The sequence below is a fragment of the uncultured Parabacteroides sp. genome, from assembly GCF_902493135.1.
Taxonomy (GTDB): Bacteria; Bacteroidota; Bacteroidia; order Bacteroidales; family Tannerellaceae; genus Parabacteroides.
On the sequence record NZ_CABUOD010000023.1, the window covers coordinates 45,992 to 69,117 of the forward strand.

Sequence of the window (23,126 nt, forward strand, 5' to 3'; positions counted from 1 at the left end):
ACTTCGCTTATTGGTTAATTTAATGGATGGTCCCGCAATATGAATTCAAAACGGGTTCCTCCCGACGGATCCGGAAAGACAGTCAAAGCACCGCCCATCTTGACAAGCAGACCTCTGCTGATCAGCATATCGAGTTTCATATCTTCCAATTTTCCGGAAGTTTGGACGAGGCGGTCAAACAGGAATTGATATTCCTCCTGTGTCATCGTCCAGTTTTCACCGGATATCGTAAAGCAGACCTCATTCGCGAGACTTTCGTATTTGATAAGGATACGCCCTCCGGCCGTGTGGGTCGCAGCATAATGGAGCAGATTGGACAAGGATTGGTTCAACCGTACCGGATCCGTCGTAAACGGCCTGTCTTCACAAGGGAGCAAGAGGATTTCCACATCGTCCGGAATCTGTTGCCGGATGCTGCTGCAAACCTCTTCGACCAATCCGTTCAAGCTGATTTTTTCATATTGGAACTGCATTCTGTCGGACTCGATTTTGGAGACATCCAGGATATCGAATATGACACGTTGCGCCCGTTCGTTACGCGAACAGATTTCGGTGGCGTATTCTTGTTTCTTGCCGGGGTCGGATTCCAGGATCAGAGCATCTGACAGGCCGGATATCTCCTGCAGGAACACCTGTACTTCGTGGCTCATGTTCTGCAGGAAACCGGATGTTTTCTTATCTGCCCGGCAAGCTTTCTTTACTGCAACAGCCAGTTCCTGCTTTATCCGGTAAAAGCGGAACAGATAATAGAACAACAGGAGGACGGTAATGGACAGAGCCAATACCAGAACGATCTGGACCCGTATAATGAAGATCCGTTTTTCGCTTTCCGCCTCCAGGCGGTCCATGTCGTAGGCCGGGCGGAACTGTCCGGATGGTTCGGTAAAGTTTGTGCTGCCGGCAGCCGGGCATACGGTATCGTGAGGTAAAGGAGGGATGGTTTCCACCGCGCCCTCTACCTGCCCCCAAGCCATACTTGTTGTGTAGAACAATAATAACAAGGAGATTGCATATTTAACAATAGTACTCATTCACTCCTTCAAGTAATCATCAACCTTACTTTTACCCTATCACGCAAGTTGCAGATTCTGATCAAATAGTTGCCTATCCTAATCAATTTACAAATGTAATAAAAGAATTGGAAAAACAAGTAAATAATCCGATAAGCCTTCAATTTTAATGGAAATAAAAAACATGCCGTAAAGCCGTATCGCGATTGGCGAAATATTTCTTTAATCGTTTGCGTTATATGGGGATTTAGCATACCTTTGCACGATAATAACCATAGATTGGAAGAAATTTCTAAATACAATTAAATAACTTAAATTATTATCTTATGTGGTTACTTAATTCTTCTATCGGGAAGAAGCTGATAATGAGTATATCAGGTCTCTTTCTTGTTCTGTTCTTATTGTTCCACTTGTCAATGAATGTGGCGGCTGCTTTCTCTGGAGAGGCCTATAACATGATTTGTTCATTGTTGGGAGCAAACTGGTATGCCGTCGCTGCCACTTTGGTTTTGGCTGCAGGCATTGTGATTCACTTCGTGTACGCTCTTATTCTGACACTTCAGAACCGTAAGGCTCGCGGAAACGACCGTTATGCAGTTAACGTTCGTCCGAAAGGAGTGGAATGGGCATCTCAGAACATGCTGGTACTGGGGATTATCATTCTCCTGTTCATGGTACTACACTTCAGCCAGTTCTGGTATAAGATGATGTTCGCCGAATTGTTGGGCCATCATGAGGTCGCTTTAGGCGCTGCTACGGTATCTCCACAGGATGGCGCGGCATTTATCAACTACTATTTCCAGGGAAACATTTTGATTACTGTTCTTTACCTGATCTGGTATGCAGCCTTGTGGTTTCACCTGACTCACGGTTTCTGGAGCGCTATTCAGACAATCGGATGGAATAACACGATCTGGATGAACCGTTGGATTTGCATCTCTAAGATTGTAGCGACTGTCATCTGCGTACTGTTTGCTATCATTACTGTTGTTTTCTACGTGAACGGTGTAGGAGGCGATTGTGCTGCTGTTTGTGCAGGCCATTAATTTAAGGTGTAACATTATTGAAAATAAATCATTATGACTCAAATAGATTCTAAAATCCCTCAGGGTCCGTTGGCTGAGAAGTGGAAAAATTATAAAGATCATCAGAAATTGGTGAACCCCGCAAACAAACGTCGTTTGGACGTGATTGTAGTAGGTACGGGTCTGGCTGGAGCTTCTGCTGCGGCTTCTCTGGCTGAAATGGGATTCAACGTGCTGAACTTCTGTATTCAGGACTCTCCCCGTCGCGCACACTCTATCGCTGCGCAGGGTGGTATCAATGCCGCAAAGAACTATCAGAATGATGGCGACTCCGTCTACCGTCTGTTCTACGATACAATCAAAGGTGGTGACTATCGTGCCCGCGAAGCTAACGTTTATCGTTTGGCAGAAGTCTCCAACAATATCATCGACCAGTGCGTGGCACAGGGCGTACCTTTCGCACGCGAATACGGCGGTCTGCTGGACAACCGTTCATTCGGTGGCGCCCAGGTATCGCGTACGTTCTATGCCCGCGGCCAGACCGGACAGCAGTTGTTGCTGGGCGCTTACTCCGCGTTGAGCCGTCAGATCGGTTTGAACAAGGTGAAGATGTACACTCGCCACGAAATGCTGGATGTTGTTAAGGTGGATGGCCGTGCTCGCGGTATCATTGCCCGCAACTTGATCACCGGCCAGATCGAGCGTTTCTCCGCCCATGCCGTAGTGGTTGCAACAGGTGGTTATGTCAATACTTTCTTCCTGTCTACCAACGCGATGGCTTCCAACGGCTCTGCTGCATGGCAATGCTATAAGAAAGGCGCTTACTTCGCTAATCCCTGTATGGTGCAGATCCACCCGACTTGCGTGCCGGTGAAAGGTGATTTCCAGTCTAAATTGACGCTGATGTCCGAGTCTCTGCGTAACGACGGTCGCATCTGGGTCCCGAAGAAGCTGGAAGATGCGAAGGCTTTGCAGGCAGGAACTAAGAAAGGGAAGGATATTCCCGAAGCAGACCGCGACTACTATCTGGAACGCCGTTATCCGGCATTCGGTAACCTGGTTCCGCGTGACGTGGCTTCACGTGCCGCCAAAGAACGTTGCGACGCCGGTTTCGGTGTAAACAGCACAGGCTTGGCTGTATTCCTGGATTTCTCCGATGCCATTAATCGTTTGGGTAAGGAAGTCGTAAAACAGAAATATGGTAACTTGTTCGATATGTACGAAGAGATCACGAATGATGATCCGTACGAAACTCCGATGATGATCTATCCGGCTCTGCACTACTCGATGGGTGGTCTGTGGGTAGACTATGAATTGATGACTTCTATTCCGGGTCTGTTTGCTATCGGTGAAGCAAACTTCTCCGACCACGGGGCGAACCGTCTGGGTGCTTCCGCTTTGATGCAAGGATTGGCCGACGGTTACTTCGTATTGCCTTATACGATCCAGAACTATCTGTCCGACCAGATCCAGGTTCCGCGTTTCAGTACCGATCTTCCTGAATTTATCGAGGCGGAAAAGGCTATCAAGGCTCGTATCCAGAAATTGATGAATGTCAAAGGTAAAGAAACGGTCGATTCCATCCACCGCAAATTGGGCCGTATCATGTGGGAACATGTAGGTATGGCACGTGACGCCAAAGGATTGGAAGAAGCGATCCAGATGTTGAAAGACTTGAAGAAAGAGTTCTGGAGCAATGTGTTTATTCCGGGAGAGGCAGAAACCCTGAACACGGAATTGGACAAAGCTCTGCGTCTGGCCGACTTTATCGAGATCGGTACGCTGATGGCGCACGATGCTTTGGACCGTGCAGAGTCTTGTGGAGGACATTTCCGCACAGAGCACCAGACGGAAGAAGGAGAGGCTTTGCGTCACGACGACAAGTTCATGTACGTGTCTTGTTGGGAATATCAGGGCGAAGACAAGGATCCGGTTATGCTGAAGGAAGATTTGAACTATCAGTTCGTTGTTCCTCAAACACGTAACTACAAGAAGTAATAATCATCAATCACAAAAATTAGAATCATGGATAAAGATATAAATGTAACACTTAAAGTTTGGCGTCAGAAAGGTCCGAAAGAAAAAGGGCAATTCGAGACCTACCAAATGAAGAACATCAATCAGAGTGTTTCTTTCCTGGAAATGTTGGATATTCTGAATGAGCAGTTGGTCAACGAAGGTAAGGAACCGATCGTATTCGATCATGACTGCCGTGAAGGTATCTGCGGTATGTGTTCACTTTATGTAAACGGACATCCTCACGGACCGGCTACAGGTGCCACTACCTGCCAGCTTTATATGCGTCGTTTCCACGATGGCGAAACGATTACGATCGAACCGTGGCGTTCTGCCGGTTTCCCGGTTATCCGCGACTTGATGGTTGACCGTTACGCTTACGATAAGATCATCCAGGCAGGCGGTTTCGTCTCCGTAAATACCGGTGGTGTTCCTGATGCTAATGCAATCGCTATTCCTAAGGCGGATGCCGATCTGGCTATGGATGCTGCTGCTTGTATCGGTTGCGGTGCTTGTGCTGCTGCTTGTAAGAACGGTTCAGCCATGCTGTTCGTTTCTGCAAAGGTGAGCCAGCTGGCTTTGTTGCCGCAGGGCAAAGTAGAGGCTACACGCCGTGCAAAAGCTATGGTGGCTAAAATGGATGAACTGGGCTTTGGCAACTGTACCAACACCCGCGCTTGTGAAATGGAATGTCCGAAGAACATCTCTGTTAGCAACATCGCCCGCTTGAACCGCGAGTTCATCTCTGCTAAGTTGCAAGACTGATACATTATATATATGTATATGGAAAAGCCTGTTGCTATCGGCAACGGGCTTTTTTATGCCTGTTCAAGTCCACAAAAAAGCCGCACTCCCTATAATAAACGGATGCGGCTTTTTTGTTGCTTTCCAGTGAAACAGTCTCTCGATTCCCCCTCTGCAAAGACTTTGTTAACCTTAGATCTAAAATACTATGAAAAAAACTCACTGCAAATATAAAGTATATTTACTAAACATGCAAGAGTTTTTGTTGCATTTTATTGCAAATTTGCCACTTTTTGTTTTAAATTTGATACTGTGTGCGGATTCACATTGTTATTATATCAAAAATCTATCGATTTTGTCACTTGAGAGTCGCTTTGAAATCCACTTTCTGTATGAAATTTTCCGGGGATGGAATCCAGGATGTCGAACAACGCTTCCACTGTTTCCGCACGCAGCATGGCGACACGCGTCTGCTTGAAGTCGGCAATACCCTTAAACAATGGGGTTGCAGCCAAATGACGGCGGATGTGGAGGATTCCCCGACGCTCGTCCAAACGTTCCACGCTTTGTTCTACCTGCCTTTTCAGTATGTCCAAATACCAGGAGAAGGATTCGGCAGGCAATAGCTCGCCCGTATTCAGGTAATGTTTTACTTCCTTGAAAATCCAGGGGCGGCCTATACTGCCGCGACCGATCATAACGGCATCTACGCCATATTGTTCGAAACGTTGTTTACAGATTTCGGCGGAGGTTACATCGCCATTGCCGATGATCGGGATCTGCATGCGGGGGTTCTTTTTTACCTCGCCGATCAGTGTCCAGTCTGCTTCTCCTGTGTACATCTGCGCCCGGGTACGTCCGTGGATGGAAAGGGCGGCAATGCCGCAATCCTGCAACTGTTCGGCCAATTCCACGATAATCCGGTTGTCGGCATCCCAACCCAGGCGGGTCTTTACGGTGACAGGGAGGTTCACCGCTTTTACGACTTCGCGGGTAATGTCCAGCATCAATGGGATATTGCGCAGCATGCCGGCACCGGCACCTTTGCCTGCCACCCGTTTGACCGGACAACCGAAATTGATATCGAGTATGTCCGGATGGGCGGCTTCGCAAATCTTTGCGGCCTCGACCATGGTCGGGACATCGCGGCCATATATCTGGATGGCGACAGGACGTTCTTCGTTCGCCACGTTCAGTTTTTGCTGTGTTTTATTTACGCTGCGGATCAGGGCGTCTGCCGAAACGAATTCGGTATACACCATGTCGGCACCGAAATGTTTACACATCAACCGGAAAGAAATATCTGTAACATCTTCCATCGGGGCCAGGAAGACGGGGCGTTCGCCTAAATCTATTGTACCTATTTTCATGTTTATATCATCAATAACGGGTACAAAGGTATTGATTTCCTGCTAAAAACAGGGATAAAAGAGTGTCTACTAAAAAATATAGTAAAATAACTATATAATATAGTTGTATTACTAAATAATATAGTTATATTTGTGCATTCCTCTAATAAAAAACGGATTATGGTCAGATTAACATCAAAAGAAGAAGAGATATTGGGCTACTTTTGGGCGAAAGGTCCTTTGTTCGTTCGCGAATTGCTCGACTTGCAGGAAGAACCCAAGCCGCATTATAATACCTTGTCCACGATTGTCCGCTCGCTGGAAGAAAAAGGATATATCGGATACAAGGTGTATGGCAATACGCACCAATATTATGCACGGGTATCGGAAGACGATTACCGGCGAAATTTTCTGAAACAGGTGATCGGCAAATATTATGACAACTCGTACACCCGTGTCGTTTCGACGTTGATAGAAGAAGAGGCGCTCACGATCGACGAGTTGCAGGAGCTGATCCGGCAGATCAAAAACAAATAAAAGCCAACGTTTATGGAAGCCTTTCTGCTATACATATTAAAATCCGGCATTTGTCTGGCTGTATTCTACGTCTGTTTCAAGGCGTTGTTCAGCAATGACACGTTTTTCCGCTTCAACCGCTGGATGCTGCTGGCGGGAACAGGGATTTGCATGCTCCTGCCACTCTGCCGGATCAAAACGTCCCGGCCTCTTCCTCTTAGCCGTCCGGTCAGTCAACTGGAGATGGTTTTCCATGAAGAAGAAGAGGCGATGGTGCTTCCGGTTCCGAAAAAGGAAGAAATGATTACGGGTGTGACGGAGCAGGAAAAGACTTCCGTCCCCTGGACTGGGATCATCGGGATTGCTTATTTTACAGGCTGTTGTATATGTCTGGCCACAACAGCCCTGTCATTCAGGAAAATGTATCAACTGGCGGGGAGTGGCAGAAAATTGAAGCAGGGGAAGTACACGTTAATCCTGCTTTCCGGTTCTGTGTCCCCTTTCAGTTGGGGGCGTTATATCTTCCTTTCGGAAGACGATTACCGGAATCATCCGGACGAAATCCTTACACACGAGAAAATGCACCTTCGTCATAACCATTCGGTCGATCTGGTTTATATGGAAACGATCCTTCTGTTGCAATGGTTTAATCCCGCCGTATGGCTGTTGAAAAGGGAATTACGGGATATACACGAATACCAGGCGGATAAAGGCGTACTCAATCAAGGCATCGATGCAACAAAATATCAACTATTGCTCGTGAAAAAAGCTGTCGGCTCCAGCCTCTACACTCTTGCCAACAGCTTCAATCACAGTAAGATTAAAAAACGTATTACTATGATGTTAAAAAAGAAATCGAACAATTGGGCCCGGTTGAAGCTTGCGCTCCTGGTCCCGGTAGGCCTTGCGGCCTTAAGTGCGTTCGCCCGTCCGGAGGCAAGCCCGCCGCCGGCAGCGATCGGAGACATTCGTCTATCGGCTAACAAAAGTACGGCAAATCAGGAAACTATGCAACAGGATCATGTAGTTTTCCTTACCTACAAAGAATCGGGTTCGGAGGATCTGAACAGTATAGTATGTAAAAATCTGGACAGGATCAGAACGCGAGTAGCGGAAGGGCAATTCAAGAACGCCCAGGAAGTGGCAATTAATCCGGCTTTTGAGGATGTCCCGGCTTCTTATCTGGAGAAGGTAAAAGCGGTTTTGGAAGAAAGAGGGATTCAATGCAAGATCGATAAGACTGTTCCGAACACGATCATGGATGATGTTGCCAAGCCTCATCGCAAATATGATGATGTAGTTTATTTGATTCAGAATAAAAAGATCGTCATGGGACTCAGTGTAAGCAAGTTCAGTGCGAACCAGAATGATCCTCGACTGGATCGGATATCCAAGTCGGTTCCTCTGATTTTTCAACCTGAGAACTCCAAAGTATCCAGGCAAGAGATGGAAAAACTCAAAGGACTGTTGGAGAAAAAAGGGGTGACCGGTGAAATCAATATGAATGTCTTTAAGATCGGGGATGCTGCAGCTCCACCTCCTCCGCCACCACCTCCTGCGGGACAGGTTATTTTCAGTTATCGGGACGGACAGCCGGACCGGCAGTTCGTTTTATATGATCGCCATGCCAAACCGGGGCCTAATCTCGGACAACGCATAGACAAGATTTACAGGGATAATATTACGAAGGTAAGCGTCAGGATCAACAAAAGTGCTCCTAAAGATCTGGTGGAAATCGTTAAGCAAGAGCTGAAGAAAAAGATCGATTATCCTGTTCAGTACGAAATATTGCAATACGTCGACTAAGGGGCAGTGGTATAGAGCCTATATTTATCATCCTCTCCGTTTGCAAAACCCATTGCGGGAGCGTGGACGGGGAGGAATAACCTTTTCACGGAAGGGATTGTCTATTACAGAATGTTAGTATCTTTACTCCTTCAAAAGAAGGATTCGGATGATACATAAAATAGAGCTACTTTTTCTCGTTTGCTTTTTTACGGCTTGCTCTTCTTCCGGGCAGAAAGAAGTTGCGACCACCGGTGAACTTCTCCGGCAGGCGGCTTTTTATGGAGAGAGGTTGCAGTTTCAGCCGGCGTTGGAGACTTATCGGCTGGCAATCAGGCAGGCGGGGAAGGAAAAAGACAGCGTTGCCCTTTCCGTTGCCTATCTGGAAATGGGGAAAATTTACCGGAAGCAATCATTGAAGCGGAAAGCGCTCGAAAACGGGCAGAAAGCATTAAGCTATATCAAAAGCCCTGCCGCTGACTCGTTGCGGCTGGAGCTTTATCGGGAAATAGGGGATGTCTACACCTTGTCCGGACAGGCAGACAGTGCCTTTCACTATTACGAAATGGCCGGTTGCCGGATAAAACAGGCGACGATCCTGCGGCAGAATGGAAGAGGCAGAGAAGCTGAAACTTTATTAAAAGCGGAGTTGGAACAAGTGATTGCCCCAAAGGAAAGAGCGGAGGTATGCTTGGCTTTGGCCGATTTGCAGCTCTCTTTGGGGAAATGGGAGGAAGCCGAAAAGAACTTAAACCGGGTGCCGCCTTCCCACCCGCATTTGTATGCCGCCCTGTCACGCATCGCTCAAAGCCGTGGAGACAGTTTGCAGGCTGATTTTTACCACAAAAGCTACCTTCACCACTTATCTGAACTGCGACAGGAAAGAGAACAAAAGCAAATCACCCGACTCCTTTGGACTTCGGAGCACAAAGAATGGGAGAGGCGTTTGTCCGATACCCAGAAGACGCACGAAGGGCAGATATATGTCTGGATCGCTCTGCTTATCTCCTGTAGCACCGGAATCTGGGGATATTCCCGTTACCGGCAGAAGAAGGCTGTCGTTTCTCTGTCCGAGGCGGACTTCCGTTCTTCGGAAATCTGCCTGCGTTTCCACAGCAAAGAGGAATGGAAACCGGCTTCCAAAGACTGGGAAGAATTATTGCAAGCGTTCAACCGGGCCTATCCGGAGTTTCGGGAACGGCTGAAGAAAGAAGTCCCGAAGTTGAGCGAACAGGAATGGCGGATGTGCTGCCTGGTCAAAATGGAAGTTCCCCCTTCGACCGCCGCCATGCTTCTCTGCTGCACCAACCAGGCTATTTCGATGCGCCGCGTACGCCTATACCGGAAAATAACGGGCGAAAAGGGGACACCGGAACTATGCGACTCCTTTATTCGTGATTTTTAAGCGGATGTGAACTGATGTGAAACCGGAAAAGTAGCCGTATCTTCTACTTTTGTCTGAAAAAAAGCGTATGAAAAAGATGTTGTTCGGGCTTATGACAGCCGTTGCCACTTTTACCGGATGCGGATCGAATCCATCCACCGGAGAATTACCCCGGATCGATCTGACGGCAACAAGTTTTGCTTCCGGCCAGTTAGGGATTGCAGACGAAATTGATTCCATCGAATATGTCCCGTTGGAACTGACGGATGAATCCTTGATCGCAGATGTGTTGGACTTATGTGTTTCCGACGAATACATCTTCGTCTATTCCACCCGTCAGGACGGTGTCCTGCAGTTCGACCGGAAAGGAAAGTTCCTTCGCTGCATAGCCAAGACGGGAAGTGGGCCGGGAGAGACCGGGCAGATCATCTCGTTAACCGTAGACGAAGAGAACCGCCTTTTCTGTGTCAGTGAATACTTTTCCACCTCTTTCTATTCTTTTGATGGAGAATTTATCAAAAAAATAGAGAATCCCCGTCCTTACTCTTACCAATTTTCGGTCGGGCCGAATACGATGGCTGAATTGGGCAGGATGTATGTTCCTCTGAATACACCGGGCATGTTCAGTCTCGGAGTGTTCAACTGGGCTACGGGAGATACGGTCGCATTCAGGCATACGATCGGTAATACGGATCTGATGCCTTTGGAAGAAACGAGCCTGAAAGGTTGGATCTACAGCGGCAGCATGGACGGAGTGCTTTGCTATTCGGACGGGATAGACACGGTCTGGAATGTGAATGCCAGGAGTATCGTTCCGGCTTTCCTTATCAACACGGGCTATTCTGCCGAGGAGGAGAAAGAGACGCGCTCTTCCGAGACCGGAAACGAGGTGGTAGACGGGAAATATAGCGTCTTCAGTTTCTTCGAGACACCCCGGCATTATTTCGTCAAGTGTTTCGAAGGTTCCGACCAGTCCCAATTCTATCTATACGGTTTGGATAAGGAAACCGGTGAGTTGAAGCGTGAAACTTCTCCGCTCAATGCGCAGGAATTATTCAAAAACAACTGGACACTGGCAGGAATAGGCATCCGGAATACGAAAGACAACGGTCTACCTGTCTGGCCTTACCTGTCTTATCCCAGCAAAAAACAAATGGTGCAGTTTAATACAGCCGCAGAAATCGAATATCTAAAAGAGAAATATCCCGGCCTGAAGAAGCACCCGGTTTTGCAGCAGGTAACGGAAGATTCGAATCCGCTCGTCACGATTTATCATTTATACTGATTCCTATAAACACTGACATAGGAATCCTCCTGAAATTCCATGCTGGTGGAACAACTGTTCCCTGCAAGTGGAACTAAAGTTTCATGCCTATGGAACCGGAAACGGATGCCTATGCAATTCTTCTCGGATATTATTCCTACCTTTGCGAACGAACCAGTAAATGTATAAGAACTTGAACGAGAAAGATTTTGAAATAATGGCGCCTGTCGGTTCGTACGAATCACTGATGGCGGCTATCCAGGGAGGAGCCGATTCTATCTATTTCGGTATCGAAGGGTTGAATATGCGTTCGCGCTCTTCCAATAACTTTACGACAGACGACTTGCGCAAGATCGTTGCGATCTGTCGTGAGCACGGTATTAAAAGCTATTTGACCGTCAATACGGTTATTTACGGGGAAGACTTGCCTCTGATGCGCGAGATTATCGACGCGGCGAAGGAGGCGGAGGTTTCGGCGATCATTGCGGCCGATGTGGCGGCCATGAGCTATGCCAACAGCATCGGGCAGGAAGTGCATCTCTCCACACAGCTCAACATCTCCAATGCGGAAGCGCTGAAATTCTATGCCCGTTTTGCCGATGTCGTCGTCTTGGCACGCGAACTGAACCTGAAACAGGTGCATGAAATCTACCGGCAGATCGTCGATGAACAGATCAAAGGGCCGAAAGGAGAACTGATCCGCATCGAAATGTTCGCCCACGGAGCCCTCTGTATGGCTGTTTCCGGCAAATGTTACCTGAGCCTGCACGAGATGAACGCTTCCGCCAACCGCGGAGCCTGCATGCAGATCTGCCGCCGCGCTTATTCGGTAAAAGACAAAGACAGCAATATCGAACTGGATATCGAAAACCAGTACATCATGTCGCCCAAAGACCTGAAGACGATCCATTTCATGAATAAGATGATGGATGCAGGCGTACGGGTATTCAAGATCGAAGGGCGTGCCCGCGGCCCCGAATATGTCCGTCTGGTGACCGAATGCTATAGGGAGGCCGTGCGTGCTTACTGCAACGGTACTTTCGACGAAGAGAAGGTTGCCGCTTGGGACGAACGCCTCGGCAGCGTGTTCAATCGGGGGTTCTGGGACGGTTATTACCTGGGGCAACGGTTGGGCGAATGGAGCAGCAAATATGGTTCAGGCGCGACTAAGAAGAAAGTGTATGTCGCCAAAGGAATCAAATATTTCGATAAGATCGGCGTGGCCGAGTTCGAAATGGAGTCCGGCAGCCTGAAAACGGGCGATGAGATCCTAATTACAGGGCCGACAACGGGTGCGGTCATGCAGACGATAGAAGAAATCCGTGTAGACTTGAAGCCGGTGGCCGAGACTGTCAAAGGCGAACGATTCTCCTTCAAGGTGAACGAGAAAGTCCGTCCGTCCGACCGGTTGTATAAAATGGAAAAGGTTCAACTTGAAAAAGTATTTGAATGATGAAAGCGTATATTTTTAAACTGACAGATAAGGTCCGCGATTACGAATGCGACCTGCAGGGAGTGGTCAACAACTCCAACTACCAGCATTATATGGAGCATACCCGTCATGAATTCCTGGAAGCGCTCGGCGAGAATTTCGGAAAGATGCACGAGAAAGGGGTGGACGGATTTGTCTCGCGGGTGGAAATCCAGTATAAGACTTCCCTCAAGAGCGGCGACAGCTATATCTCCTGCCTCAACGTTTATAAAAAAGGTGTCAAGCTCGTATTCGAACAGGACATTTACAGGGCTTCCGACAATGCGCTGGCAACGAAAGGGATTGTCGAGTCGGTTATCGTTGAGAACGGAAAGCTGACACGCGGCGAATATTTCGACGAAATGCTAAAAAGAATAGAACATACATGACAGACAAACGGATTTACCAAATCGGCCTTACTATGATAAACGGCGTGGGAGATATCCTGGCGCGTCATCTCCTGCAGACTTTGGGAGATGCAGAGGCCGTGTTTGCTGAAAAGCAACAGTTATTAAGCAGGGTCCCAGGTATCGGCTGCAATATCGCTGCCGGAATCAAGCGGCCGGAAATCCTCTTACAGGCGGAAAAAGAATTGGCTTTTATCGAGAAAAACCACATCTCCTGCTATTTCCTGACCGATACGGATTATCCGGCACGCCTCCGGGAATGCCCGGACGCTCCTGTTCTTTTCTATTTCAAGGGAGAGGCGGATCTCGATGCAACCCGTATCATCAGTGTCGTGGGTACCCGCAACGCGACTGAATACGGGCGGGAACTTACCGAATCTCTTATAAAAGACTTGGCAATGGCGATTCCGGATCTGCTGGTTGTCAGCGGACTGGCTTACGGCATCGATATCTGTGCCCATCGAAGCGCCTTGCGTAACCGGTTGCCGACCGTTGCCGTGCTGGCGCATGGCCTGGACCGGATCTATCCTTCCAGTCATCGGAATACGGCTGTCGAGATGTTGGAATCAGGCGGGCTGTTGACCGACTTTCCCAGCGGGACGGAACCGGACCGCCCTAATTTCCTCCGACGTAACCGGATTGTCGCCGGAATGTCGGACTGTACGATCGTGGTCGAATCGGCCGAGAAAGGAGGTTCTCTGGTGACTGCCGATATTGCCTTCTCTTATGGGCGGGATGTCTACAGCTTTCCGGGACGTGTCGGCGACACTCATTCCAAAGGCTGTAACAATCTTATCCGGCAAAATAAAGCCGGCTTGATCACTTCTGCCGACGATCTGCTCTCCGCCCTTTGTTGGGATGTCCAGGCAACGGCTGCTCCCGTACAAACGGAACTGTTTTTCTCCGATACGGATACGAATGTTCCCGCCCCGGAGCAAAATCCGGTTTTGGCCATCATGCGAACGCGGAATGAGATCCATATCAACGAGCTTGCCCTGGCATTGGAAATGCCGGTACATCAACTTTCGACGCTATTGTTCGAACTGGAAATAAACGGGAAGATAAAAGCGTTGCCGGGAAATCTCTATAAACTGTCCTGACCGCCTTTTCATATACGGTTTGTGTGTGAGAGAAGAAACAAAACCCCTTATAAACAATTAAAGGCTGTCTCACGACAACCCCTAACCAACTTTGTTAACCTTAAATCTAATACTATTATGAAAAAACCACATTGCAAAGATACGCCCGTCAAGAGCATTTGTCAAGCATTTTACCGCTAATACTTGTTAACCGGACGGGTACTAATAGCAAAAAGATTTTAATCAGCCCTAAAGAGTCTTTTAAACCGCGCTATTTTGTTAAATCGAGGCCTTGGAACAGGTACGGATAGTCCGTTTCGATCACATCGGGACGAGTGCCGATCTCCGACTGATAACCGGCGATTTTCTCAGTTTCCGTTTTCGCGCGGTCGTGTGTCGGAGCAACGGAAATCATGCACATGACTCCATTCCGGTGCAAGGCGTCATACAATGGTTGCTGTTCGGGCTTCATCTTCGGGCCGACATAAGCCATCACCTGTCCCCAGGGAATGCCGGCTTTCTCATACTTATCGAATTCTTCCCGGTTCTTACACCAGCAGGAAAACATCGCAGCCGGTTCGCGGTCGAGATAATAGCGGGCTTGCCCGGCGTTATGCACCGTGTACATGACGTTGGCAGGCTTTTCCTTTTCGATGAAATCAGCCATGACCTCCAAGGGGACATCCTTGATATCCAGATTCAGGATTGTTTTGCCCTTGCTCCATTCCAGGCATTCTTTCAAGGTCGGAATCTTGAAAGCAGTCACGTTGCCGTTCCGGTCTACCAGATTGAATTGTTGCAGCTCTGCATAGGTGTAATCCGAAACTTTTCCTTTTCCGGTGGTTGTCCGGTCGATGGTTTCGTCGTGCATCAACACGATCACCCCGTCTTTTGTCAAACGCGGATCTATCTCGAAAAACGATTCCATATAGGACAGAGTCTTCTCGAACGATTCGATGCAGTTCTCCGGATAGCCGTCCAGCATTCCGCCACGATGCCCGCTGACCACAATCGGGCGGTCGGGAGCATACCGGAAATAGGCATGAAGATCCCTGCTGTTCTTCACCGGAATATAATGAGGATTTTGTACATTGCCCGAAGCCGAAAGGTTACCGGCCGGCATAAAGGCTCCTAAAAGGAGTACAAGAAAAAAAGATAGCATTTTCATGATGTTCGTATTTACATGGATTCTTTATCGATTACACGGCCGGGCATGAGTGCGGCTATTTCGGATCAGCCTGTACCCTTCTTTCCGCATAGGCCTTGATTCTCTCCTCACAGCTTTGCTTCGCGATATCCCGGAGCAGTTCTACTTTGGGGATAAGCGCTTCGATATCTTCTTTGGTGACACGGAAGAGTTTATTGTAGCGAGCTTGGATATACGCCTCCTGCAACAAATCAAAAAGGCGTTTTTCTTCTTCCGTATCCCTGGGAAAGGCTTGGGATGATTCCAGGGAATGCGTTTTGGCTCTGGCTGACAATTTTATCAGGCTGTGTTCTTTCGGGCTATATAGCGTGAAAGTCAGAATGATACTATTATAGAAATTCTCACAGGCTTGATGCAAATTAAAAGAACAGAGTTTATAATCACACATTTTTTCATAGATAAGTTTGGTTGATTGCAAGAAGCTATTTGCACGTTCAAACTTTTCCGTGTAATACTCCTCTGCCAACTCTTTTATCTCCTGAAAGTTCTGTTTACGGCGACGGGCCAATTTATGACGCCCGCTGTTATAAAGCATGACGCCTTCGCGCTTGATATCCGCATAGAAATACCGGTTTTTAAGGAGGGCTTTGTTCAGGTCCTCGATGCTTTCATCAATAAACTGGACGGTCGTCGATTCGTTCCGGTTCATTCCTTTATAATAATTGTCTAAAGCCTTGTTCAGTATATAATTGATGTTATAGCGTTGAAAACGGGTAGCGGTCACGACCAAAATATCATAATCACTCATAAAACAGGTACGTACGCCATATTCGATGCGTTGGTCGTAGTCAACATATGTGTTACGGGCATAACTTCCGTAGAGAATGATCATCTCGCACTCAGGAAGTACTTCCAGTACGCACTTTACGATTCTTCTGAGGTCATCCCGCTTTTCTTCGGGAAGGTAGTTGATGGATGTTTTCATGCTTCGTTTATCTATGCGCAACAAATGTAATCATATTTAAAACGAAATCCATTTATTTAGATAACAAGTTATCCTCATGAAATATCGGGCAAGCCAAAATAGGGTCGGAAACAAGGAGCGGACGAGAAGAGGCAGGTATATAAAAAAATTAAGGATTGTCATCACGACAACCCCTAACCAACTTTGTTAACCTTAAATCTAATACTATTATGAAAAAACCACAATGCAAAGATACATGCGTCAAGACCGTTTGTCAAGCCTTTTTCGGACAATATATGTTAAGCCCTCGCGGCTATTTTGCCAAAAAATGTTAGCTATTATGAAACTATACAGATTACGTGCAAAAACTGCTAATTTTAACGTTCCCTATGCCTCTTCGTTACCGGGAAAACATTCCCCTCGTGCTTCCGAAAATATCCCCTTGTTGCATATAAAACTATTTTAACGCCATACTATTCTTTCATTTCCGGTTACGATTATATAATCATCCCTTTTGCTGGCGGAATTGCAGGAAATGGATTCCGGTATCGGCTCGTTAATACAAATTAACGCATTATCTCTTGCATATTTACGATAGATTCGTAGCTTTGCGATGCGATCGTAAAAATAATATAGAAAATGGAAAGATTAACAAGACAGGAAGAGGATGTGATGCGTTGGATCTGGCAGATCGAGCCGTGTTTTATCAAAGACATCCTGGCGAAGTATGAAGAGCCTAAGCCTCCTTATACGACACTCGCTTCTATTGTGAAGAATCTGGAACGTAAGAAATACGTGAAAGCAAAACGTTACGGGAATACTTACGAATACAGGCCGCTGATCCCACAGGAAGAATATAAACGGACGTTTATGGGAAGTGTGGTGAACAACTATTTCGAGAACTCTTACAAGGAAATGGTCTCCTTCTTTGCCAAGGAACAGAAGATTTCGACCGACGAGTTGAAAGAGATTATCGACATGATTGAGAAAGGACGAGAATAAACCGATAAATACATACTGCCATGACACCGGAATTTGCCTACTTCTTGAAGGTGAATGTAGCTTTTATACTCCTTTATGCCTTCTACCGGCTGTTCTTTTACAAGGACACCTTCTTCAAACTGCGCCGCACCATCTTGCTGGCATTCTTCGGAGTGTCATTGCTTTATCCGTTGATGAATATTCAGGATTGGATCCGGGAGCAGGAGCCGATGGTGGAAGTCATACAAATGTATTCGGCTATTTTGCCCGAAACGACGATAGCACCTGGCAATGTCCCCGAAACCAACTGGCATGATCTGTTGCTTTCCGGTGTTTCTTGTCTTTATTGGGGCGGGGTTATCGCCCTGTTGCTCCGTTTTTTAGTGCAGTTGAGCAGCATATTGTTGCTGGCACGGCGGTCGGAAGTGACTTTGATCCGTAACGTACGTGTACATCTATTAAATAGGCCGGCCGGCCCTTTTTCCTTTTTCCGGCTGGTATTCCTGCATCCCGACAGCCATTCCGAGAAGGAGATCGATGAGATTCTGACACACGAGTGCACGCATGTCAACCAGTGGCATTCGATCGACGTGATTATCTGCGAACTGGTTTGCATCATCTGCTGGGCGAATCCGTTTGTCTGGCTGTTGAAAAGGGAGGTGCGTCATAACCTGGAATATTTGGCGGACGATACGGTGCTTGAGTCGGGCTATGACAGCCGTAGCTACCAGTACCACCTTTTGGGGTTGGCGCATACCCCTAAATCGGTGACCTCTTTATCCAATAGCTTTAATATGCTGCATCTGAAAAACCGGATCAGCATGATGAATAAGAAACGTTCCCGGAGTATCGGGCGGACGAAATACCTGATTTTTATACCGGTTGTGGGCGCTTTGCTGATCCTGAGCAATGTCGATGCATTGGCCCGGATCACAGACGAGTTGACGGAAAGCACGTTTGCCGATGTCCTGCTGCTTGACGCCATCCAGCCATTTCCGGTGGCCAGTCATGTCGCTCCGGGTGAAAAGCGTGAAGAGTATGTCCTATCCGAGGAAGGGGCGGAGGCTGTCAAGCGTGCCCGTAACCAGATCTTTACGGTTGTAGAGGTGATGCCGGAATTTCCGGGCGGACAGGGTGCTTTGCTGAAATTCCTGAAAACGAATGTCAAATATCCGGAATCGGCTCTGAAGGACGGCATAGAAGGACGGGTCAGTTGTTCTTTCGTTGTCGGTAAAGACGGAGCTATCTCGGAGGCGGAAGTGATCCGCGGGGTAAGTCCGGCTCTGGATGAGGAAGCGTTGCGCGTGATAAACTCCATGCCGGTATGGTCACCGGGGAAACAGAGAGGCGAAGCGGTTAATGTCAAATATACGGTACCGGTAACTTTCAGGCTTTCCGGTGGCGACAAAAAGGCCTCTTCGCGTGTCGGGCAGAACCAGGTCAAAGGAACCGATACGTCCGGCCGTGTCTTTACGGTCGTGCAGCAGATGCCGGAGTTTCCGGGTGGCCAGGCTTCGTTGTTGAAATTCCTGGCAACACGGATAAAATACCCGACTATCGCCCAGGAGAATGGAATACAAGGCCGTGTCTCTTGCTCTTTCGTTGTCGATACGGATGGAAGTTTGAAGGATATCAAAGTGCTCCGCGGAATCGATCCTTCGCTGGATAAAGAGGCTGTCCGGGTGATCGGGGAAATGCCGAAGTGGAAACCCGGCGTACAAAATAATATGGCTGTAGCCGTAAAATATACGGTTCCGGTTACTTTCCATTTGCAGTAATTGACCGGATAGGTCATAAAATACGATACCATTATGAAATGTAAGTTTTCTCTATTACTGTTTCTTTGCGTACTGTCCCTTTGGGGACAGGCGCAGAGTTTAACACTCCAGGAATTGGTCAACAAAAAACAATTCCAGGAAGTGATGGCACGTGCGGACAGCCTTACTCCTTCCGACTCGGCCGATTACGCCACGATGTCGGCAATCGGACAGGCCTATGAGGGGCTGCTGCGCTATAAAGATGCTTATCGGTGCTTTTCTCATTGCCTGAAAATGGATACGAACAATGTGGATGCGTTGAATGCCGTTGCCCGGAATGCGATCAATTTCGGAAGAATAGCCGAAGCTAAACGTTGCTATCATAAAGTGCTGGAGGCCGACAGCATGAATTTCTATGCCAACTACCAGCTGGCACGCCTTTATTATCAGTTAGGAGATTTCGGTAAAGCGACGGAACACTATCATATACTCGCTTCCATTGAAGGGGAGAATCCTTCTATCCTGACCGGTCTGGCTGACTGCCATATCAAAAAGGGGACCGGGCCTAATACGATGATCGCCCTCTCTTTGTATGCCCGTGCCTTGGAGCTGAACCCGGAAAATGTGCGTGTGGCTTCTTCTCTGATAAATGTGTTGCTCCGGATGGGAGACGGGAAAGGAGCGTTGCAGGTGTGCGATACCGCCCTGTTCTATAATCCGGATAACAGCCAGATACGGCAGAGTAAAGGGATGGCCCTTTATATGACGAAAGATTATAAGCAGGCTGATTCGGTCTATACCGGTCTGTTGGCCGACGGCGATTCTTCTTTCTTGAATCTTAAATATGCTGGTGCGGCCCGCTATATGTCCGGCCATGCGCTCGATGGGGTCGAACTGTTGGAGAAAGCCTATGAAATAGATTCGACGGATGTGGAAACAGCCATGCTGTATGGCGCTTCCCTGGGAAAAACATACGACCGCAAACGGGCTTACGAACTTTTCGACTTGGCAGAAACGAACATGCAACCGAAGAAGTTCCTCGTTAATCTGCTGACGACCTTCCGGGGAGACGCGTTGAAACGGGACGGGCGTTGGCCTGAAGCGGAAAAGCTGTATTATGCCGCTTGGAAGAAAGACCCGGATCAGTTGAATTTCCTGTATGAGATCAGCAGGCATTATTGGGATGTCGATCCGGGACTGTTCCGGAATGAGAAGGAATTGCAAAAGACTCTTTTCAGCAAATATACTTACCTGACTGCTTATATGAAGACGGACAAGTCGCAAAAGTACTTGTACAATTACCGTCCTTTCCTGGAGGCGGTTTGCGAAGATGCCTTTTTCCGGAATGCCGACGAGGTGACGATGTTGGCTCCTGACGGGAAGAAAACGAAGCTGGCTGTCGCCGATCTGCGTGCATTGGTCGCCCAACTGCCGCAGATGCCGGAAGAGGAACTTCTGAGGCGCAAGAAGATGCAGGAACAAATGCTCAAAGTGCAGAAAAGAGAAAAGGATTTGCGTAAAAGCGGCGCTAAACTCGATACGCTCGCCTTGAGTAAGGAAGAAGAAGAGAAAGCGCGGAAAATGCTGAAAGACGCCGGCTTGGAATAGGCAGAGTATCTGAACAATATAATCGATATAAATATGGGAAAGCAGATTCTAATTTTGTTTTTGATGTCTACTTTTGGTTTGCTGCAGGCACAGGTCACAATTCCTTTTGCCAAGGGAATTGCAGACAAGAAGGAAGTTAAATTAAGCGAGGTGGCGTCTGAAATCAGATATATTCCGTTAGAAACGACTGCTGAGTCCTTATTGGGACAGGAGATCCTGGACGTGACTATTGCTGGAGGCTATTTGTTTGTCTGTGACTATAAGAAGCTACTCCAGTTTACTCCGGAAGGAAAGTTTGTCCGTCAGATCGGTAAAGCGGGGCAAGGACCAGGCGAGTATACGGAAAGCATCTTGGGAGTCACATATAATGAGTCTCTCAAGGAGATTTATCTTTCTGATCCGAGACAACTCAAGTTGCATGTTTATTCTTTTGCCGGTACGTTTTTGCATGATATCAACATGGAGGGAAGAGAGTATGTACGATTGCAAGATAAGGGATGCTTTTATGCCGTTTATAATGATTTCCTTTATGATAAACAAAAGAGAGGAAAAGAGATGGTCGTCTACGACGGGAACGGCAAAGAACTGTATAATTTCCGTTTCCGCCCGAAAGAGGGTGTCCGTTATCCGGGGATAAATTTTACGTTGCCTGTGATTTATGCTTACCAAGATGCCATTTATTATAAGAATCCGCTTGAACTGGAAATCAACCGGATCGAAAAGAAGAAACGGAAACCTGTTTATAAACTGGATTTGCGTGATTTGGAGAAGTTGAATCATGAGGAAGACGGAAAGCTGGTTATTGATAAAGAGAAACAGGTGGGCGGTTATCAACCGAATGAGATAGCAAAAAAGAAAATTTATTTTCAGGATATATTTGAACTGGATCTCAATATGGGAATCTATTATGTCCAGGAGGACGAACGGCGTTTTGCTTGGTATGACAAGCAAAACGGAAAGGTTTGCCGTGTTCGTGCTTTACAAGCGGACATGGATGGCTTCACGGATGATCTGGAAGGCGGCTGTCCGGTGCTGCCTGAATTTCTCAGAAACGGAAAGTTGGTAGGTGTCGTTCCCGCTCCAGTTTTACAGGAGAAGGCAAAACCTGCGAACGCCAAAGGCTCGCTAAAGAAAGTGATGGAGAATCTTTTAGAAGACGATAACCAGGTGATACAGGTCGTGACATTGAAATAAAGAACAAATAATATTGATATGTATAAACATTTACTCTTATTCAGTATTGTATTATTCCTTTCAGCATGTGGTGGGAAGAAAGCAGAGCCGGAACAGATTGTCGAGATTGAACCGGCAGACCCGAATATCCCATAACCGTCCCGTTTGAGGCGGGAGTTGCTGTAGAACGGGAAATGAAGCTGAGTGATATTGCTGATTCGGTACGGTATATTCCGTTGGAGACAAATTAGATATGGAGAAGCAGATTCAAATAATACGGAAGAGAATGATGGTTGGGATGTGTTTGGTCCTCATTGTTTCGAGTAGTTGTTTCGGTGGAAAGCGGAAGCCTGCGGATGACGTGAAAGCAGATAAAGAAGTTTCTATCGAGCCTCCTTACTCGATAAATCTGGAAAAGATTCTGTCGATGGTTACGCCTGTGAAACTGTCGAAGGTGGCCGGTGAAATAAGATATGTACCTTTGGAGACTTCTGAAAGTTGTTTGTTGAAGAGGGTCCATGAGTTGGCCTTTTTCAATAATACGATTTTGGTAAGTGACTTTTCCAACCTGTTCCAGTTTGATGAGCGAGGCAAGTTTACAAAGATGATCGGACAGAATGGAAACGGGCCGAGAGACTATGTTAATGTCAATTCGATCGTTAACGATGATATCCGGAACATCTTGAATGTATTTACGAGCGGAAAGGTCAACCGGTATGATAAAGATATGAACTATCTGGAATCGATACCTCTGGTTGACCGCTATTATGGAGGATTAACCACTCCGTGGGGAAGCTATTTTATGTATCTGAGCAGCTCTTTTAAATTGGTGGGCGATACGTCTACAGTCTATTCTTTTGCAGAAATAGATACGTCTGCAAAAGTGATCGGAAAGATACCGAATCCGTCTCCTATTGTTTCGACCTATCGTGGGATGATTTACGCTCCTATTCCTTTCTATAAATATGAGGAAACCGTGCGATATATGGATTATGGCAACGATACCTTGTTCACCTTTTCCGAAAATGGAGACCGGCGCCCCTATGCCATCTGTAATTTGGGTTCGATGAAACGTGAGGTAGATACTCACGGGTTTACTCCTGGACAAATGGAAGAACTGTCTTCGAAGGTACTGATGGAAAACGTTTGTGAGGACGACCGGTATCTGTATCTGACGCTTCGCTGGGGAGTGACCGATAATATGCAATACATCCTCTTTGACAAACGTAATGGCGAAATCAGGAATGTCGGAAAAGAGGGCATGGTAAATGACCTTGATGGCGGAATTCCTTTCTTTCCCCGGTTTATTCGGGAGGATGGAACGAAAGTCATGTATGTGGACGCAGAATATGTTCTCGAAAAAGCCCCTTCCGGTGATCTCGCATCTGATTTAAAGCCGGATGATAATCCGGTGTTGGTATTGGTTAATTAAAAAGATTTGACGAT

Annotated in this window: 19 protein-coding genes; 15 read left to right on the forward strand and 4 right to left on the reverse strand. The window is 47.3% G+C overall.

The genetic code is table 11. From position 1 onward, the window contains the following. Positions 1 to 14: 14 nt before the first annotated feature. Positions 15 to 1,031 (reverse strand): HAMP domain-containing sensor histidine kinase, encoded by a 1,017-nt coding sequence (locus RDN79_RS11680; RefSeq protein WP_298548580.1) that lies wholly within the window; start codon positions 1,029 to 1,031, stop codon positions 15 to 17. Positions 1,032 to 1,336: 305 nt separating this feature from the next. Between RDN79_RS11680 and RDN79_RS11685 the strand changes: the two genes are divergently transcribed. The 3 genes from RDN79_RS11685 to RDN79_RS11695 are packed head-to-tail and all read left to right on the forward strand — an operon-like array spanning position 1,337 to position 4,816. Then, complete coding sequence (locus tag RDN79_RS11685) at positions 1,337 to 2,056, forward strand: succinate dehydrogenase/fumarate reductase cytochrome b subunit (protein ID WP_298548577.1); 720 nt, start codon at positions 1,337 to 1,339, stop codon at positions 2,054 to 2,056. Positions 2,057 to 2,089: 33 nt separating this feature from the next. After that, positions 2,090 to 4,033 carry a fumarate reductase/succinate dehydrogenase flavoprotein subunit gene (locus RDN79_RS11690; RefSeq protein ID WP_298548574.1) on the forward strand — a complete coding sequence of 648 codons (1,944 nt, stop codon included), beginning with the start codon at positions 2,090 to 2,092 and terminating at the stop codon, positions 4,031 to 4,033. 27 nt (positions 4,034 to 4,060) lie between these two features. Further along, positions 4,061 to 4,816, forward strand: a complete 756-nt coding sequence (locus RDN79_RS11695; protein ID WP_298548573.1) for a succinate dehydrogenase/fumarate reductase iron-sulfur subunit — start codon at positions 4,061 to 4,063, stop codon at positions 4,814 to 4,816. A 317-nt stretch (positions 4,817 to 5,133) separates the two neighbouring features. Here RDN79_RS11695 and dusB read toward each other — a convergent pair whose 3' ends face one another. Beyond that, a complete protein-coding gene (gene dusB, locus RDN79_RS11700; protein ID WP_298548571.1) occupies positions 5,134 to 6,165 on the reverse strand; it encodes a tRNA dihydrouridine synthase DusB in 1,032 nt (343 codons plus the stop codon). Positions 6,166 to 6,324: 159 nt separating this feature from the next. Between dusB and RDN79_RS11705 the strand changes: the two genes are divergently transcribed. The 7 genes from RDN79_RS11705 (at position 6,325) to dprA (ending at position 14,071) form a co-directional block, all read left to right on the forward strand. After that, entirely contained in the window at positions 6,325 to 6,681 is a 357-nt protein-coding gene (locus tag RDN79_RS11705; RefSeq protein WP_298548569.1) for a BlaI/MecI/CopY family transcriptional regulator, read from the forward strand. Between the two features lie 12 nt (positions 6,682 to 6,693). Then, on the forward strand, positions 6,694 to 8,466 hold the full coding sequence (locus RDN79_RS11710; RefSeq protein ID WP_298548567.1) for a M56 family metallopeptidase: 1,773 nt from the start codon (positions 6,694 to 6,696) through the stop codon (positions 8,464 to 8,466). A 148-nt stretch (positions 8,467 to 8,614) separates the two neighbouring features. Next, positions 8,615 to 9,850: a tetratricopeptide repeat protein gene (locus RDN79_RS11715; protein WP_298548564.1), complete on the forward strand. Its 1,236-nt coding sequence runs from the start codon at positions 8,615 to 8,617 to the stop codon at positions 9,848 to 9,850. A 67-nt stretch (positions 9,851 to 9,917) separates the two neighbouring features. Then, positions 9,918 to 11,114 (forward strand): 6-bladed beta-propeller, encoded by a 1,197-nt coding sequence (locus RDN79_RS11720; RefSeq protein ID WP_298548563.1) that lies wholly within the window; start codon positions 9,918 to 9,920, stop codon positions 11,112 to 11,114. Between the two features lie 160 nt (positions 11,115 to 11,274). Next, on the forward strand, positions 11,275 to 12,546 hold the full coding sequence (locus RDN79_RS11725; RefSeq protein WP_298548560.1) for a peptidase U32 family protein: 1,272 nt from the start codon (positions 11,275 to 11,277) through the stop codon (positions 12,544 to 12,546). Beyond that, complete coding sequence (locus RDN79_RS11730) at positions 12,546 to 12,953, forward strand: thioesterase family protein (protein WP_298548662.1); 408 nt, start codon at positions 12,546 to 12,548, stop codon at positions 12,951 to 12,953. Before RDN79_RS11725 ends, RDN79_RS11730 begins: the two co-directional genes overlap by 1 nt. Then, entirely contained in the window at positions 12,950 to 14,071 is a 1,122-nt protein-coding gene (gene dprA, locus RDN79_RS11735; protein ID WP_298548558.1) for a DNA-processing protein DprA, read from the forward strand. The genes RDN79_RS11730 and dprA overlap by 4 nt, the downstream gene beginning before the upstream one ends. Before the next feature lie 250 nt (positions 14,072 to 14,321). Here the strand turns inward: dprA and RDN79_RS11740 are convergent, their stop codons facing one another. Both RDN79_RS11740 and RDN79_RS11745 read right to left on the reverse strand, forming a co-directional pair. Beyond that, complete coding sequence (locus RDN79_RS11740) at positions 14,322 to 15,212, reverse strand: glycerophosphodiester phosphodiesterase family protein (protein ID WP_298548660.1); 891 nt, start codon at positions 15,210 to 15,212, stop codon at positions 14,322 to 14,324. A gap of 61 nt (positions 15,213 to 15,273) precedes the next feature. Beyond that, a complete protein-coding gene (locus RDN79_RS11745) occupies positions 15,274 to 16,182 on the reverse strand; it encodes a HEPN domain-containing protein (protein ID WP_298548555.1) in 909 nt (302 codons plus the stop codon). Between the two features lie 618 nt (positions 16,183 to 16,800). On the opposite strand from RDN79_RS11745, the gene RDN79_RS11750 reads away from it, so the two are divergent. The 5 genes from RDN79_RS11750 (at position 16,801) to RDN79_RS11770 (ending at position 23,112) form a co-directional block, all read left to right on the forward strand. Further along, positions 16,801 to 17,163: a BlaI/MecI/CopY family transcriptional regulator gene (locus RDN79_RS11750; RefSeq protein WP_005633254.1), complete on the forward strand. Its 363-nt coding sequence runs from the start codon at positions 16,801 to 16,803 to the stop codon at positions 17,161 to 17,163. 20 nt (positions 17,164 to 17,183) lie between these two features. Further along, a complete protein-coding gene (locus tag RDN79_RS11755; protein WP_298548551.1) occupies positions 17,184 to 18,920 on the forward strand; it encodes a M56 family metallopeptidase in 1,737 nt (578 codons plus the stop codon). A 33-nt stretch (positions 18,921 to 18,953) separates the two neighbouring features. Next, entirely contained in the window at positions 18,954 to 20,507 is a 1,554-nt protein-coding gene (locus RDN79_RS11760) for a tetratricopeptide repeat protein (protein ID WP_298548548.1), read from the forward strand. A 63-nt stretch (positions 20,508 to 20,570) separates the two neighbouring features. Further along, positions 20,571 to 21,701 (forward strand): 6-bladed beta-propeller, encoded by a 1,131-nt coding sequence (locus RDN79_RS11765; RefSeq protein WP_308573230.1) that lies wholly within the window; start codon positions 20,571 to 20,573, stop codon positions 21,699 to 21,701. Positions 21,702 to 21,966: 265 nt separating this feature from the next. Continuing rightward, on the forward strand, positions 21,967 to 23,112 hold the full coding sequence (locus RDN79_RS11770; protein ID WP_298548543.1) for a 6-bladed beta-propeller: 1,146 nt from the start codon (positions 21,967 to 21,969) through the stop codon (positions 23,110 to 23,112). Positions 23,113 to 23,126 lie beyond the last annotated feature (14 nt).

Excerpts from the sequence above, each read along its gene's own strand:
- RDN79_RS11685 (WP_298548577.1), top strand. The coding sequence starts at position 1,337 with ATGTGGTTACTTAATTCTTCTATCGGGAAGAAGCTGATAATGAGTATA.
- dprA (WP_298548558.1), top strand. The coding sequence starts at position 12,950 with ATGACAGACAAACGGATTTACCAAATCGGCCTTACTATGATAAACGGC.
- RDN79_RS11680 (WP_298548580.1), bottom strand. The coding sequence starts at position 1,031 with ATGAGTACTATTGTTAAATATGCAATCTCCTTGTTATTATTGTTCTAC.
- dusB (WP_298548571.1), bottom strand. The coding sequence starts at position 6,165 with ATGAAAATAGGTACAATAGATTTAGGCGAACGCCCCGTCTTCCTGGCC.
- RDN79_RS11740 (WP_298548660.1), bottom strand. The coding sequence starts at position 15,212 with ATGCTATCTTTTTTTCTTGTACTCCTTTTAGGAGCCTTTATGCCGGCC.
- RDN79_RS11745 (WP_298548555.1), bottom strand. The coding sequence starts at position 16,182 with ATGAAAACATCCATCAACTACCTTCCCGAAGAAAAGCGGGATGACCTC.
- RDN79_RS11715 (WP_298548564.1), top strand. The coding sequence starts at position 8,615 with ATGATACATAAAATAGAGCTACTTTTTCTCGTTTGCTTTTTTACGGCT.
- RDN79_RS11765 (WP_308573230.1), top strand. The coding sequence starts at position 20,571 with ATGTCTACTTTTGGTTTGCTGCAGGCACAGGTCACAATTCCTTTTGCC.
- RDN79_RS11755 (WP_298548551.1), top strand. The coding sequence starts at position 17,184 with ATGACACCGGAATTTGCCTACTTCTTGAAGGTGAATGTAGCTTTTATA.
- RDN79_RS11730 (WP_298548662.1), top strand. The coding sequence starts at position 12,546 with ATGAAAGCGTATATTTTTAAACTGACAGATAAGGTCCGCGATTACGAA.
- RDN79_RS11690 (WP_298548574.1), top strand. The coding sequence starts at position 2,090 with ATGACTCAAATAGATTCTAAAATCCCTCAGGGTCCGTTGGCTGAGAAG.
- RDN79_RS11770 (WP_298548543.1), top strand. The coding sequence starts at position 21,967 with ATGATGGTTGGGATGTGTTTGGTCCTCATTGTTTCGAGTAGTTGTTTC.
- RDN79_RS11695 (WP_298548573.1), top strand. The coding sequence starts at position 4,061 with ATGGATAAAGATATAAATGTAACACTTAAAGTTTGGCGTCAGAAAGGT.
- RDN79_RS11710 (WP_298548567.1), top strand. The coding sequence starts at position 6,694 with ATGGAAGCCTTTCTGCTATACATATTAAAATCCGGCATTTGTCTGGCT.
- RDN79_RS11705 (WP_298548569.1), top strand. The coding sequence starts at position 6,325 with ATGGTCAGATTAACATCAAAAGAAGAAGAGATATTGGGCTACTTTTGG.
- RDN79_RS11750 (WP_005633254.1), top strand. The coding sequence starts at position 16,801 with ATGGAAAGATTAACAAGACAGGAAGAGGATGTGATGCGTTGGATCTGG.
- RDN79_RS11720 (WP_298548563.1), top strand. The coding sequence starts at position 9,918 with ATGAAAAAGATGTTGTTCGGGCTTATGACAGCCGTTGCCACTTTTACC.
- RDN79_RS11725 (WP_298548560.1), top strand. The coding sequence starts at position 11,275 with ATGTATAAGAACTTGAACGAGAAAGATTTTGAAATAATGGCGCCTGTC.
- RDN79_RS11760 (WP_298548548.1), top strand. The coding sequence starts at position 18,954 with ATGAAATGTAAGTTTTCTCTATTACTGTTTCTTTGCGTACTGTCCCTT.